At 74.2% G+C, this 16,443-nt stretch carries 1 protein-coding gene; it reads right to left on the bottom strand.

Annotated features, from left to right (window positions below; genetic code table 11):
• Positions 1-35 precede the first annotated feature (35 nt).
• Positions 36-16,142, bottom strand: coding sequence for an SDR family NAD(P)-dependent oxidoreductase (locus OG570_RS43890; protein ID WP_326954598.1), 16,107 nt, complete (start codon positions 16,140-16,142; stop codon positions 36-38).
• Positions 16,143-16,443: the final 301 nt, after the last annotated feature.

A 16,443-nucleotide genomic window follows, 5' to 3' on the forward strand; every position in this document is an offset into this window, starting at 1 on the left:
GGGGACGCGGGGGGAACGGGGGCGGGGGCGGGGGTTCACGACATGCCCAGTTCTTTGTCGAGCAGCTCGAAGATGTCGTCGCCGGTGGCCGACTCGAGCTCGGCGTCGGCCGTGTCGGCGCTCCGGTGCGCGTCGCTCCACTTCGCCAGCAAACTCTGCAGGCGCAACGTGATCCGGGGCTGCTCGGCCACGTCGTGGCCGGGCGCCAGCAGCAGCGCTTCGAGCCGGTCCAGCTCGCCGAGCACGGCCGGGCGGGCCGCGGCGACGGGCTCGTCCAGCAGCGCCTCGCGCAGGTACCGGGCCAGCTCGAGCGGCGTCGGCTGGTCGAACACCAGCGTCGCGGGCAGCCGCAGGCCGGTGCCGGCGTTGAGCCGGTTGCGCAGCTCGACCGAGGTCAGCGAGTCGAACCCGAGCTCCTTGAACGGCCGGGCCGGGTCGACCTCGGCCGCCGAGAGGTGGCCGAGCACCGCGGCGACCTCGCCGCAGACCAGCTCGGTCAGCAACTGCTCACGCTCCACTTCGGACATCGCGGCCAGCCGCGTCTTCAGCGCGATCCCGCCACCGGCGGAGTTTTCCGCGGCCCGGCGGGCGCGGTGCCGGATCAGTCCGTTGAGGACAGTAGGAACGCCACCGCTGGCGGCGCGGGCCCGCAACGCGGCCAGGTCCAGCCGCACCGGCAGCAACGCCGGTTCGGCCGAGGCCAGGCCCGCGTCGAACAGCGCCAGGCCTTCGGCGGCGGTCAGCGGCGGGATCCCGCCGCGGGTCATCCGGCGCACGTCGGCCTCGGTGAGGCTGCCGAGCATGCCGCCGCCCGCCCAGGGGCCCCAGGCCAGCGACGTCGCGGGCAGCCCGGCCGCCACGCGCCGCTGGGCGAGGGCGTCCAGGAACACGTTGGCCGCCGCGTAGTTGGCCTGCCCGGCGTTGCCGAACGTCCCCGCGACCGAGGAGAACAGCACGAACGCGGCCAGGTCGGCCTCCGCGGTCAGCTCGTGCAGCCGTTGCGCGGCAAGGGCTTTCGGCGCCCACACGGTGTCGAGCCGCTCGGGGGTGAGCGCCTCGACGGTGCCGTCGTCGAGGACGCCGGCGGTGTGCACCACAGCGGTGAGCGGGTGCTCGGCGGGAATGGTGCCGAGCACCGCGCCCAGCGCCGCACCGTCGGTGACGTCGCACGCCGCGACGGTGACTTCGGCGCCCAGCCCGGCCAGTTCCTCGACGAGGTCGTCGGCGCCACCGCGCCGGCTGAGCAGCAGCAGGTGCTTGAGGCCGTGCGTGGTGACCAGGTGCCGGGCGACGAGGCGGCCGAGCGCCCCGGTGCCGCCGGTGATCAGCGCGGTGCCCGCCGGGTCGAGCGGGCGCGGCACCCGCAGCACGACCTTGCCGACGTGCTTGGCCTGGCTGAGGTAGCGGAACGCCTCCGGCGCGTGCCGGACGTCCCATGTGGACAGTGGCAGCGGTTCGAGCGCGCCGCTCGCGAACAGCGCGAGGACGTCCACGAACAGCTCGGCGATCCGGTCCGGCCCGGCGTCGATCAGGTCGAACGCCTGGTAGCGGACGTCGTGCGCGGCGGCCACCTGCTCCGGGTCGCGGACGTCGGTCTTGCCCATCTCCAGGAACCGCCCGCCGGGCGCGGTGCTGCGCAGCGACGCGTCGACGAATTCGCCGGCCAGCGCGTCGAGCACGACGTGCATCCCACCGCCGAACGACTGCTCGAACTCGAGCGTGCGGGAGCTGGCGAGGTGCGCGTCGTCCAGGCCCATCCCGCGCAGGGCGTCCCACTTGCCGGGGCTCGCGGTGCCGAAGACCTCGGCGCCGAGGTGCCGGGCGAGCTGGACGGCGGCCATGCCGACGCCACCCGCGGCGGAGTGGATGAGCACGCGCTCGCCCGCTTGGAGCGCGCCGAGCTGAACCAGCGCGTAGTACGCGGTCAGGAACACGATCGGCGCGGACGCGGCCTGCTCGAAGCTCCAGCCGTCGGGAACCGTGACCAGATAACGGTTGTCGGACACCGAGACCGGGCCGAACCCGCCGGCGAGCAGGCCCATCACGCGGTCACCCGGGGCCAGCCGGGTGACGTCGGCCCCGACCTCCAGCACGACGCCGGCGCCCTCGATGCCGAGCAGTCCGGCCTCGCCGGGGTACATGCCCAGCGCGTTCAGCACGTCGCGGAAGTTGAGCCCGGCGGCGCGGACGCCGACCCGGACCTCGTGGCCGGCGAGCGGCGCGACGGCCTCCGGGCTGGGCACGAGGACGAGGTTGTCCAGGGTGCCCTTGGCGCGGGTGTCGAGCCGCCAGGCGCGTTCACCGGACGGCGGTTGCAACGCGCCGCCGCCCCGCGTGACCCGCGGGATGAACAGGTCCCCGCCCCGGATCGCGACCTGCGGTTCACCGGTGGCGAGTGCCGCGTCGAGCAGCTCGCCGTCGGGGGCGTCGACGAGGATAAACCGGCCGGGGTGTTCGGCCTGCGCGGACCGCACCAGGCCCCAGACCGCGGCCACGGCCGGGTCCGCGTCTGTGTACACCGCGCCGCGGGTCCGCAGCACCAGCTTCGATTCTGCGAAGCCTTCTTCGGACACCCAGCGCTGGATCAGCGCCAAGACGTCGGCGACGCTCTTCGCGTCGGCCACGACCAGCTCGGGCACTTCGTCGGCGACCTCGCTCAGCGGGACCGCGACGGCGACCGCGTCCTGCTTCGGGATCGGCGTCCAGGCGAGCCGGTACAGCGATTCGGGCGCTGCGGGGCCGGGGTCGGCCACCGCCGAAACCGGGCGGAGCACCAGGGATTCGACGGTGGCGACCGGCGCTCCGGACGCGTCCGCGACCAGCAGCGACACGGCGTCGTCGCTGGACGGGGTCAGCCGGACGCGCAGTTTCGCGGCACCGGCGGCGTGCAGGGTGACGCCGGTCCACGCGAACGGCAGCCGGGCCGGGCGCTCGCCGGGCTGGGCGAGCTGGTCGCCGGTGCCGAGGGCGAGCGCGTGCAGAGCCGAGTCGAGCAGGCCCGGGTGCAGGCCGAACTCCGCGGTGCCGGCCGGCAGCGCGACCTCGGCGTAGATCTCGGTGGCCGTCCGCCAGGCCGCGGACAGGCCGCGGAAGCTCGGGCCGTAACCGAACCCGGCCTCGGTCATACCGTCATACAGACCGCTGACGTCGATGGGCTCGGCGCCGGTGGGCGGCCACACGACCAGCCCTTCGGACGGCGCGGCCGCCGACATCCCGAGCGCGCCCTCGGCGTGCAGGGTCCATTCGCCGCCGCCGGCCACGCGGGCGTGGACGGTCAGCGGGCGGAGTCCCCGCTCGTCGGCCTCGCCCACGCGGACCTGGACGTCGACCGCCCCGTCCTCGGGCAGGACCAGCGGGGCGTGCAGGGTCAGGTCCTCGACGCGGTCGTGGCCGGCTTCGTCCCCGGCGCGCACGGCCAGTTCGACGAACGCGGTGCCGGGCACGAGGATCGCGCCGCGCACCCGGTGCTCGGCGAGCCACGGGTGGGTCCGGACGGAAAGCCGGCCGGTGAGCAGGAACCCGTCGTCGCCGGCGGTCGCGACGGCCGCGCCGAGCAGCGGGTGCCCGGCCGCGGCGACGCCCAGGGCCGACGGGTCGCCCGTGACGGCCGCCCGCAGCGTCGGCCAGTGGCGCCGGCGCTGGAAGGCGTAGGTCGGCAGGGCGACCCGCGGGACCGCGGCGGGGAAGGCCGCGGACCAGCCGACCGGGGTGCCGTGGACGAACGCCGTCGCCAGCCCGGCGAGCAGCGCGGCCTCCTCGGGCCGGCCGGCGCGCTGGGTCGGTGCGAACACGGCGTCGCCGGTGACGCAGTCCTGGCCCATCGCGGATAGGACGCCGTCGGGGCCCAGTTCGAGGAAGCGGGTGACGCCGGCGGCCTCCAGCGTGCGGACGCCGTCGAGGAACCGGACGGCTTCGCGGGCGTGCCGGACCCAGTAGCCGGCGTCGAACTCCAGCACCGGCTCGCCGGTGACGGTCGAGACTATCGGTATAACCGACTGACCGTATGACAGAGACTCAGCTATACCGCAGAACTCCGCCAGCATCGGGTCCATCAGCGGCGAGTGGAACGCGTGACTCACGGTCAGACGCTTGGTCTTACGATCCGCGAAGTGCTCCGCCACAGCTTTTACCGCAGCCTCGTCGCCGGAGATGACCGTCGAGTCCGGGCCGTTCAGCGCGGCGATGGTCACACGGTCTGACAGATATACCGAAACCTCGGCTTCGGTGGCCTGGATCGCCAGCATCGCGCCACCGGACGGCAGTACCTGCATGAGACGGCCACGCGCGGCGACCAGCGTCACCGCGTCGGCCAGCGAGAGAACACCGGCGACGTGCGCCGCGGCCAGCTCGCCGATCGAGTGGCCGGCCAGGAAGTCGGGCCGGACGCCGAAGTGCTCCAGCTGCCGGAACAGCGCCACCTGCAGCGCGAACAGCGCGGGCTGGGTGTAGGCGGTCTGGTCGAGCAGCTCGGGTTCGCCGAACATGACCGTCTGCAGTGGACGGTCCAGGTGGGTGTCGAACTCCGCGCACACCGCGTCCAGCGCCGAGGCGAAGACCGGGTGCGTCTCGTACAGCTCGCGGCCCATGCCGGCCCGCTGGCTGCCCTGGCCGGCGAAGAGGAACGCCGTCCGGCCGGTCGCCGGGGCCGTCCCCTCGATCAGGCCGGCGGCCGACTCGCCGCGGGCCAGTGCGCCGAGACCGTCGAGCAGGGCGGTGCGGTCATCGGCGAGCACGACCGCGCGGTGCTCGTGGACGGCCCGGGTGCCCGCCAGGGCGGCGCCGAGGCCGGCCAGGCTGAGTTCCGGCTGGTCGTCGAGCTGGGCGCGGAGACGCTGGGCCTGGTCGCGGAGGGCGTCGGCGTTGCGGGCCGACAGCACGAATGGGGCCGTCGAAAGTTCATCCGAGAACGCCACCGTCGCCGGTGCCGGGGCCTGCTCGAAGACCGCGTGGGCGTTGGTGCCGCTCATGCCGAACGACGAGAGGCCGAACCGGCGGGGCGCGCCCGTCTCCGGCCACGGTGTCGGCTCGGTGACCAGCGCTACCGACCCCGCCGACCAGTCCACGTGGGACGACGGCGCGTCGACGTGCAGGGTCTGGGGCAGCACGCCGTGTTCGACCGCGAGCACCATCTTGATCAGGCCGGCCACCCCGGCCGCGGCCTGGGTGTGCCCGATGTTGGACTTCACCGAACCGAGCCACAGCGGGCGCTCGCGGTCACGGCCGTAGGTCGCCAGCAGCGCCTGCGCCTCGATCGGGTCGCCCAGCTGGGTCCCGGTGCCGTGCGCCTCGACGACGTCGACGTCCGATGTGGACAGTCCGGCGGCCGCGAGCGCCTGGCGGATCACGCGTTGTTGCGACGGGCCGTTCGGCGCGGTGAGGCCGTTGGACGCGCCGTCGGAGTTGACGGCGGAACCGCGCAGCACCGCGAGCACCGGGTGCCCGTGGCGCTGGGCGTCGGAAAGCCTTTCCAGCAGGACCATGCCGGCGCCCTCGCCCCAGCCGGTGCCGTCGGCCGCGTCGGCGAACGCCTTGCAGCGGCCGTCGGCGGCGAGGCCGCGCTGGCGGGAGAACTCGATGAACGCCGCCGGGGTCGCCATCACCGTCGCGCCGCCGGCCAGCGCCAGCGAGCACTCGCCCGACCGCAGGGCCTGGGCGGCGAGGTGCACCGCGACCAGCGAAGACGAGCACGCGGTGTCGACGGTGACCGCCGGGCCCTCCAGTCCGAAGGTGTAGGCCAGCCGCCCGGACACCACGCTCGCCGCGTTGCCGGTGGCGACGTGGCCCTCCATCGCCTCCACCGAGGCCATCAGCAGGTTGACGTAGTCCTGGCCGTTGGTGCCGGTGAAGACGCCGGTCCGGCTGCCGCGCACCGTGCGCGGGTCGACGCCCGCCCGCTCGAAGACCTCCCACGACGTCTCCAGCAGCAACCGCTGCTGCGGGTCCATCGCGAGAGCCTCACGCGGGCTGACCCCGAAGAACGCCGCGTCGAATTCCTCGGCGCCGTCGAGGAAGCCGCCCGAGCGCGAGTAGCTCGTGCCGTGGTTGTCCGGGTCGGGGTCGTAGAGCGCGTCGGTGTCCCAGCCGCGGTCGGCGGGGAAGTCCGAGACGGCGTCGCCGCCGGCGCGCAGCAGGTCCCAGAACTGTTCAGGGGTGCGGACACCACCGGGGAACCGGCAGCTCATGGCGACGATCGCGATCGGCTCGGTACCGTCCACAGCGGACTCGACAATCTCGTCCACAGTGGATTCGTCGAACAGCTCCGCGGCCAGCAGGTCGGCCAGCGCGAGCGGGTTCGGGTGGTCGAACACCAGCGTCGCCGGCAGCCGCAGGCCGGTCGCGGACTCGACCAGGTCACGCAGCTCGACGGCCATCACCGAGTCGAAGCCGAGCTCGCGGAAGGCGCGGCCGGGCTCGACCGCGTCGGTCCCGGCGTACCCGAGCACCCCGGCGACCTGGTGCCGCACCAGGTCCAGCAGGACGGCCGAACGTTCCGAAGCAGACGCCCCGGCGAGCCGCCGCTGAAGGGCCGAAAGCTCCACGGGCTCGGCGGCGGGCCGGCTGTCCAGCGCCGCGCGGACCTCGGGCAGCTCACCGAGCAGGGGGCTGGGCCGGGCCGCGGTGAAGCCGGGTGCGAAGCGCGCCCAGTCGACGTCGGCGACCGTGACGACCGGGTCGTCTCCCGCCACCGCCCTGGCCAGCGCGGTGACCGCGAACCGCGGCACCATCGGCGTCACGCCCCGGCGGCGCAGGTGCTCGGCGGCGTCGCCGGTCGCCATCCCGGCCTCGGCCCACGGGCCCCACGCGACCGACGTCGCGGGCAGCCCGGCGGCGTGGCGGGCCTGGGCCAGCGCGTCGAGGAAGGCGTTGCCGGCGGCGTACGCCGACTGGCCGGCGCCACCCCAGGTGCCGGCGATGGAGGAGAACAGCACGAAGGCGTCCAGCTCGCCGAGCAGTTCGTCGAGGTGCGTGGCCCCGGCGACCTTCGCGGTGACGACGTCGGCCAGGTCGGCCGGCGACATCTCCTCGAAGGCCTGGGCCTGGGCGACCCCGGCCGCGTGCACGACGGCGTTCACCGGGTGCTCGGCCAGCAGCGCGGCAAGGGCGTCGCGGTCCGCGATGTCGCAGGCGACGATCTCGACGTCCACATCGGACAGTTCGGCACGTAGCTCTGCGGCACCCGGTGCTTCCGGGCCGCGGCGGCTGGTGAGCACCAGCTTGCTCGCGCCGTTCGCGGCGAGCCAGCGGGCGACCTCGGCGCCGAGCGCGCCGGTGCCGCCGGTGACCAGGACGCTCCCGCGCGGCGTCCAGACGCCGTCGCGGCCGGTGGCGCGGGTGAGGCGGCGGGCGAAGAGGCCGTTGGCGCGGACCGCGATCTGGTCTTCGGCGCCGAGCCCGGCGAGCACGCCGGGCAGCCGCAGCAGGGCGCGGGGGTCGAGGTCGCGCGGGAGGTCGACGCTCCCGGCGATCCGGTCGGGGTGTTCGAGCGCGACCGCGCGGCCGAGCCCGGCCACGGCGGCCTGGGCGGCGAAGGCACGCCGGTCCCCCGCCGGCCGGTCCGCCCGGCCGACGGCCACCGCACCCCGGGTGACCAGCCACAACCGGGCCGCAGCGGCGACGCCGCCGAGAGCCTGGGACGGTGCAACACCACCCGGAATCGCAGCGTTCTTGTCGCTCGTGGCCGCCACGTCACTCAGGGCCTGGGTCGGCGCCATACCGTCCGGGGCCCCCGCGTTCGCCCCGGTGATGTCGCCGAGGGCCTGGGCCAGGGCCGCGGTTGCCGCGATGCCGTCCGGGAGTCCGGCGTTCCCGCCGGGGTCCGCCGTGGCTAGCAGCGACAGGACGCCGGAGACCGGGCCTTCGGCGAACGCCTCGCGCAGCATCTCGGCGAAGGTCGCGCGGTCGGCCGTGATCGGGACGCGCAGGATCCGCGTCTCGGCGCCGGCTTCGGTCAGGGTGTCGACGACCGCGGCGAGGGTGTCCTCCTTGCCGTCCGGGGCGACCAGCAGCCAGGTGCCGCCGACCCGGTTCGCGGCCGCGGGCAGCGGCTGCCAGGTGACGCGGTAGTGCCAGGTGTCCGAAGTGGACAGTTCGGTGCGGGATCGGCGCCACGCCGACAGCGCGGAGACGACTGGGCCGACCTCGCCCTCGGGCAGGGTGAGTGTGCCGGCGAGTGCTTCGACGTCCTCGCGTTCGACGGCGTCCCAGAACTGCGCCTCGCCTTCGTCGGCCGTGCCGGTCGTGGCGACGGCCGGGACATCGAGCCAGTAGCGCTGCTCCTGGAAGGCGTAGGTGGGCAGGTCGACGCGGGCGGCGGGGCCGAAGACGGCGGTCCAGTCGACCCGGGCGCCGCCGGTGTGGGCGGCGGCGAGCGCGGTCAGCACCGTGCGGGCGGCGGGACGGCCTTCGCGCAGCGCGGCGGCGAAGGTGCCGGTGCCGGTGCCACTGGCAGCGGTGGCGGCGGCGCCGTCCAGGCACTCCGGGCCCATCGCGGCCAGCACGGCGTCCGGGCCCAGCTCGATGAACGTCGTGACTCCGTGGGCTTCCAGTGTCCGCATGCCGTCGGCGAAACGGACGGCCTCACGCACGTGCTGTACCCAGTACTCGGCGTCGAACTCGGTGATCAGCTCGCCGGTGACGTTCGAGACTATCGGTATAACCGTCTTACCGTATGACAGAGACTCAGCTATACCGCGTAACTCCGCCAGCATCGGATCCATCAGCGGCGAGTGGAACGCGTGACTGACGACCAGGCGCTTGGTCTTGCGGCCCAGGTCGGCGAAGTGTGCGGCGACCGCCAGGACGGCGTCCTCGTCGCCCGAGATGACCGTCGAGGCTGGGCCGTTTATCGCGGCGATGGTCATACCGTCTGACAGATATACCGACACCTCCGCCTCGGTCGCCTGTAGTGCCACCATCGCACCACCCGGCGGCAGGGCGTCCATCAAGCGGCCGCGTGCGGCCACCAGCTTGACCGCGTCGGCCAGCGACAGCACCTCGGCCATGTGCGCCGCGGCGATTTCGCCGACGGAATGGCCCAGCAGGTGGCTCGGCCGGACACCCCAGTGCTCGAAGAGCCGGTACAGCGCGACCTCCAGCGCGAACAGCGCCGGCTGGGTGTAGGCGGTGCGGCCGAGCAGATCGGCGTCGGCCGATCCTGCTTCGGCGAACATGACCATCCGCAGCGGCCGGTCCAGGTAGGCGTCGAACTCCGCGCACACCGCGTCCAGCGCGGCGGCGAACTCGGGGTGGACGTCGTAGAGGTCGCGGCCCATGCCCGGGCGCTGGCTGCCCTGGCCGGTGCACAGGAACGCGGGCGCGACGCCGGTCGCCGCACCGCGGACGACGTTCGCGGCCGCCGATCCCCCGGCGAGGGCCGTCAGGCCGCGGACCAGCTCGTCGGTGTTCTCGCCGACGACCGCGGCGCGGACGTCGAACGCCGAGCGCGCGGTGGCCAGCGCGTGGCCGATGTCGTGCGGGTGCCCGGCGCCGGCGTGCTCCAGCAGCCGTGACGCCTGTGCGCGCAACGCGGCTTCCGTTCGTCCGGAAAGGACCCAAGACACCGGACCGTCGGCGGAGGCGGGCAGTTCGGGTGCCGGGTCGCCCTGTTCCAGCACGGCATGCGCGTTGGTGCCGCTGATGCCGAACGACGACACGCCGGCGCGGCGCGGACGTCCCGTCTCCGGCCAGTCGCGCGTGTCGCGCAGCACCTCGACCGCGCCGTCCGCCCAGTCGATCCGGGTGGACGGGCGCTCGGCGTGCAGGGTCTTCGGCAGCGTGCCGTGCCGCATCGCCATGACCATCTTGATGATCCCGGCGACGCCGGCCGCGGCTTGCGTGTGGCCGAAGTTGGACTTGATCGAGCCCAGCCAGAGGGGGTCCCCGGCGCGGTCACGGCCGTAGGTGGCCAGCAGGGCCTGCGCCTCGATCGGGTCACCGAGTGACGTGCCCGTGCCGTGCGCCTCGACGGCGTCCACATCGGACAGTTCCAGGCCGGCCGCGGCGACCGCCTGGCGGATCACCCGCTGCTGGGCCGGACCGTTCGGCGCGGTCATGCCGTTGGACGCGCCGTCCTGGTTGACCGCGCTGCCGCGGACCACCGCGAGGACCGGGTGCCCGTTGCGGCGCGCGTCGGAAAGCCTTTCCAGCAAAAGCATGCCGACGCCTTCGCCCCAGCCGGTGCCGTCGGCGCCGTCGGCGAACGACTTGCACCGCGCGTTTTCGGCGAGGCCGCGCTGGCGCAGGAACTCCATGAAGATCGTCGGGGTGTTCATCACGGACACGCCGCCGGCCAGCGCCATCGTGCATTCGCCGGTGCGCAGCGCCTGCGCGGCCAGGTGCAGCGCGACCAGAGACGACGAGCAGGCCGTGTCGATGGTGACGGCCGGGCCTTCGAGGCCGAAGGTGTAGGCGATGCGGCCGGACGTGATGCTGCCCGCGCCGCCGTTGCCGAGGTGGGCGCTGTATTCGTCGAGGCCGTCCGAGGCGTAGAGGCGGGAGCCGTAGTCGTGGTACATCACGCCGGCGAACACGCCGGTCCGGGAGCCGCGCGCGGCCGCCGGGTCGATCCCGGCTCGCTCGAAGGCCTCCCACGTCGTGGTCAGCAGGAGCCGCTGCTGCGGGTCCATCGCCATCGCCTCGCGCGGGCTGATGCCGAAGAACTCCGGGTCGAAATCGGCGGCGTCGTAAAGGAAACCGCCCTCGCGGGCGAAGCGGGTGCCGTCGCCGTCCGGGTCCTGACCGTAGAGCAGCTCGGGGTCCCAGCCGCGGTCGGCGGGCAGCGCGCCGATGGCGTCGGTACCCGAGGAGACCAGTTGCCACAGGTCTTCCGGTGTCCGGACGCCGCCGGGGTAGCGGCAGCTCATCGCGACGATCGCGATCCGGTCGTCCGCGTCGTCCACAGTGGACTTGACGCGCCGGGTGGGCACGATCTCGCCGGTGCCGAACAGTTCCCCGCGCACGTGCCGGGCCAGCGCGAGCGGCGTCGGGTGGTCGAAGACGAGGGTCGCGGGCAGCCGCAGGCCGGTTGCGAGGTTGAGGCGGTTGCGGAGGTCGACCGCGGTCAGCGAGTCGAAGCCGAGGTCCTTGAACGGCTTGCCGTCGCGCACGGCTTCGGCGGACGCGTGGCCCAGCGCGGCGGCCGCGGTGGTCCGGACCAGGTCGAGCAGCGACTGCTCGACCTTAGCCTCGCCGAGGCCGCTGAGCCGTTCGCGCAGCAGGGATTCGTCTTCGGCGGCACCGGCCGTGGTGCGGCGGGCCGGAGCGCGGACGAGCCCGCGCAGCAGCGCCGGCACTGTGCCGGGCTTCGCCGTCGAGGTGGCCAGCCGGACCGGCACGAGCAGGGCGTCGCCGCTCCCGGTGGCCAGGTCGAACAGGGCGAGGGCGTCTTCGGTGGGCAGCGGCTCGATGCCGCCGCGGCTCATCCGGCCGAGGTCGCCGTCGTCGAGGTGGCCGGTCATGCCGGACGCCTGCGCCCACAAACCCCAGGCCAGCGCCGTCGCGGGCAGCCCGGCGGCGCGCCGGTGCGCGGCGAGCGCGTCGAGGAAGACGTTGGCGGCGGCGTAGTTGGCCTGGCCCGGGCCGCCGAAGATCCCGGCGGCGCCGGAGAACAGCACGAACGCGCGCAGCGGCCGTCCGGCCGTCAGTTCGTGGAGGTTCGCGGCGGCGTCGACCTTCGGGCGCAGCACGGCGGCCAGGCGTTCGGGGGTCAGGGACTCCACGGTCCCGTCGTCGAGCACGCCCGCGGTGTGCACGACCGCGGTGAGGTCTTCGGTCCGCGCCAGCAGCGCTTCGAGGGCGTCGCGGTCGGCGACGTCGCACGCCGCGATCTCGACGTCGGCGCCCAGCGCGGTCAGCTCCTCGGCCAGCGACGCGGCGCCGTCGGCGGCGAGGCCACGACGTCCCACGAGCAGCAGGTGCCGGACGCCGCGCTCGGCGACGAGGTGACGAGCCACGAGCCCGCCCAGAGTGCCGGTGCCGCCGGTGATCAGGACCGTCCCATCCGGACCGAACACCGTGTCGTCCACATCGGACACGGTGTGCCGTGCCAGGCGCGGGACATACGCGACGCCGTTTCGCACGGCCAGCTCGGCCTCGTCGGTGGCGAGCGCGGCCGGCAGCAGGTCGAGCAGGCTGTCCGGCGTGACGTTGTCGAGGTCGGCGACGGCGAAGCGTCCCGGGTGTTCCGAGCGCGCCACGCGCAGCAGGCCCCAGACGGTCGCCGCGGCGGGGTCGCCGCTGCCGTCCGGGCCGAGCGCGCCGCGGGTCACGAAGACCAGGCGGGAGCGGTCGAACTTCGGCTCCGCGAGCCAGGTCTGGACCAGGTCGAGGGTGTCCCGCGCGGCCCGGTGCGCGGCGGCCGCGAGCCCGTCTCCCCCACCCGGCGCGACCACGACGAAGTCCGGTGCGCCGCCTTCGCTCGACGCGGCGAGCGCGGCGAGATCGGTCCAGGAGGCGACCGAGCCGTCCAGCGGCGTGCCGAGCTGCGCCCAGGTGGCCGAACCGTCCACAACGGACAAGGGCAGCTCCGGCCAGTCCACTCGGTACAGCGCGTCCCGGACGCGGCCGGCGTCGCCGATGGCCGCGGCGTCGACCGGACGCAGGACCAGTGACTCGACCGCGGCGACCGGCCGGCCGCTCGGGTCGGCGACGTCGAGGGAGATCGTGTCCGGCCCGGCCGGGCTCAGCTTGACGCGGATCGCGTCGGCCCCGGCCGCGAAGAGCGTCACGCCGGTCCAGGAGAACGGCAGCAGCCCACGTGCGGAACCGGTCAGGCCGACGCCGTGCAGCGCGGCGTCGAGCAAGGCCGGGTGCAGGCCGAAGCGGCCGGCCGTCGGCTTGATCGCGTCGGGCAGGCGGACGTCGAGGTAGAAGTCGTCGCCGGCGCGCCAGGCGGCGTGCAGGCCGCGGAAGGCGGGCCCGTACTGGAAACCGGCGGCGGCGAAGGCGTCGTAGAGGCCGTCGACCGGGACCACCTGCGCGCCTTCCGGCGGCCAGGTCACGGTGTCGACGGGCGCCGGGGTACCGGACGTCGTGAGCGTGCCGGTGGCGTGCCGCGTCCACGGCTCGTCGAAGGCGGCGTCGGCGGGCCGGGAGTAGAACTCGATGGTCCGCGGGTCGCCGGCGCCGACCGTCACCTGCAGTGTGACGCCGCCGCGTGCGGGCAGCACCAGCGGCGCCTCGAGGGTCAGTTCGGCCAGCCGGTCGCAGCCGGCCTGGTCGCCCGCCCGGACGGCCAGCTCGACAAAAGCGGTGCCGGGGAACAGGATCGTGCCGCCGACGGCGTGGTCGGCCAGCCACGGCTGGGCTTGCGCGGAGAGCCGGCCGGTGAACAGGAAGCCGTCGCCGTCGGCCAGCGCGACGGTGGCGCCGAGCAGCGGGTGCGCGGCCGCGCCGAGCCCGGCCGAGCCGAGGTCGCCGGTGCGGATCGCGGAGACGTCCGGCCAGAACCGGCTGGGCTCGAAGGCGTAGGTCGGCAGGTCGGCGCGCTCGCCGGTGCCGTACAGCACCGCCCAGTCGGGCACGACGCCGGCGGCCAGCGCCTCGGCCAGCGACAGGTGGAACCGCGCGAGGCCGCCTTCGCCGCGGCGCAGGGTCCGCAGCGCGGCCGCTTCGACGCCTTCGTCCTCGAAGATCTCCTGCAGCCCCACGGTGAGCACCGCGTGCGGTGCGACCTCGACGAACGCGCCGATCTCCTCGGCGAGCATGACGCGGACGGTGCCGTCGAACCGCACGGTCTCGCGCAGGTTGCGGAACCAGTAGCGGACGTCGAGGGTCGCGGTGTCGATCCGCTCGCCGGTGACGGTCGAGTAGAACGGCACGTCGGTCGCGCGCGGGCGGACCGGTGCGACGGCGCGTTCGAACTCTTCGCGCAGTTCCTCCAGCTGCGCCGAGTGCGCGGCGTAGTCGACGGCGACGCGCTTGGCCCGCACACCGTCGCGTTCACACCGGGCGAGCAGCGCGTCGAGCGCACTGTCGTCACCGGAGACGACCGTGCTGGCCGGACCGTTGACCGCGCCGATGGACAGCGGGCCGTCTGCGATGAGGGCCTCGACGTCGGCCTGCGGCAGCGCGACGGAGACCATGCCGCCGCGGCCGGACACCCGGAGCACCAGGCGGCTGCGCGTCACGATGACCAGGGCACCGTCCTCGAGGGACAGTGCGCCCGCGGCGACCGCGGCGGCGATCTCGCCCTGGGAGTGCCCGACGAACGCGTCGGCGGTCACGCCGTGCGCGCGCCAGACCTCGGCGAGCGAGACCATCACGGCCCACAGCACCACCTGCTGCACGTCCACGCGGTCCACTTCGGACGGTGCGTCCTCGACGCCGGCGACGACGTCGAGCAGCGACCAGTCGACGAGCGGGGCCAGCGCGGCCGCGCATTCGCGCATCCGGGCGGCGAAGACGGGTGACGCCGTCATCAGCTCGCGGGCCATGCCTTCCCACTGCGCGCCGGCGCCGGGGAAGACGAAGGCGGTCCGGCCGGAGCCGGTGACCGCGGCGCGCGTGGCCGTCGTCAGATCGTCCAAAGCGGACAGCAGCGCGTCCCGGTCGGAAGCTTCCACGACGGCGCGATGTTCGAAGGCCGCCCGTGTGGTGGCGAGCGTGCGGGCGACGTCCACAAGGGACAGCCCCGGGTGCGCGGCGAGGTGGTCGCGCAGTGCTTCCGCCTGCCGGGTCAGCGCGGCCTCGGTGCACCCGGACAGCAGCAGCGGCAGGGTGCCGCCGACGGGAGCCTGGTGTTCTTCGGAGGTTTCCGGCTCGGGCGCCTGCTCGATGATCGCGTGCGCGTTGGTGCCGCTCATGCCGAACGACGAGACGGCCGCGCGACGCGGTTCGCCGGTCTCCGGCCAGGTCCGCTCCTCGGTGAGCAGCTCGACCGCGCCGGCCGCCCAGTCGACGTGCGGGGTGGGCTCGGTGACGTGCAGGGTCTTCGGCAGGACGCCGTGCCGGATGGCCTGGACCATCTTGATGATGCCGCCGACGCCGGCCGCGGCCTGCGAGTGCCCGATGTTGGTCTTCATCGAGCCGAGCAGCAGCGGGCGTCCGTCCGGGCGGTCCTGGCCGTAGGTGGCGAGCAGCGCCTGGGCCTCGATCGGGTCGCCGAGCGAGGTGCCGGTGCCGTGCGCCTCGACCGCGTCGACCTGCCCGGCCGACAGCCGCGCGTTGGCCAGCGCCTGCAGGATGACCTTCTGCTGGGCCGGGCCGTTGGGGGCGGTGAGGCCGTTGGACGCGCCGTCGGAGTTGATCGCCGTGCCGCGCACCACCGCGAGCACGGGGTACCCGAGGCGACGCGCGTCGGACAGCCGGGCCAGCAGCAGCATGCCGACGCCCTCGGCCCAGCCGGTGCCGTCGGCGGCGGCGTCGAACGCCTTGCAGCGGCCGTCCGGCGCGAGGCCGCGCTGGCGGCTGAACTCGATGAACGCGCCCGGCGTCGACATCACGGTGACGCCGCCGGCCAGCGCGAGCGAGCACTCGTCACGGCGCAGCGCCTGCGCGGCGAGGTGCAGCGAGACCAGGCTCGACGAGCACGCGGTGTCGACGGTGACGGCGGGGCCTTCGAGGCCGAAGCTGTAGGCGACCCGGCCGGAGAAGACGCTCGCCGCGCTTCCCGTCGCTACGTGCCCTTCGACGCCTTCGGGCGCGTCGGCGAGAAGCGTCGCGTAGTCGTGGCTGGTGGTGCCGACGAAGACCCCGCACTGGGTGCCCTTCAGCGAAGCGGGGACGATCCCGGCGCGCTCGAAGGCCTCCCACGACGTCTCGAGAAGCAGCCGCTGCTGCGGGTCCATGGCGAGCGCTTCGCGCGGCGAGATGCCGAAGAAGGCTGCGTCGAACCGGCCTGCTTCGCGGAGGAAGCCGCCTTCGTTGGCGTAGGTGGTGCCGCTGTGGTCGGGGTCCGGATCGAAGACGGCGTCGGTGTCCCAGCCGCGGTCCTCGGGGAACGGGCCGATGACGTCGCGCCCCTCCGAGACCAGCTCCCAGAGCTGTTCCGGGGTCCGCACGCCGCCGGGGTACCGGCAGCTCATCGCGACGACGGCGATCGGTTCCTGCGTCCGGTCCTCGAGGCTGCGCAGTTTCTGCCGGGTCTGGTGCAGGTCGGCGGTGACCCACTTCAGATAGTCACGGAGCGTCGCCTCATCGGCCATCGCCGCACACCTCACTTGTCGCCGTGTCTGCGTCCCCCGGCTTCGTTCGGTGCGCGCGGTTCCCGTGGTCTTTCCCGTGGTCACAGCGCTGCCCCGACGAACCGGTGCCAGGGAAACCTATGAATCCGCAGACTCCCGCGACAACCCTTAGCGACCCCCTACGCCCCTAGGCGAACCCCGCTCCGACCTGCGGAAAAGCCCCGGGACGCCGCGCCGGGAGCAGAAAGCCGTGAAGGCCTCCTTACCGGCGCTTAGAGCCGGTAAGGAGGCCTTCACGGACCTGCGGGAGGGTGCGGGAGGG

Source organism: Amycolatopsis sp. NBC_01286, assembly GCF_035982555.1.
Classification (GTDB): Bacteria; Actinomycetota; Actinomycetes; order Mycobacteriales; family Pseudonocardiaceae; genus Amycolatopsis.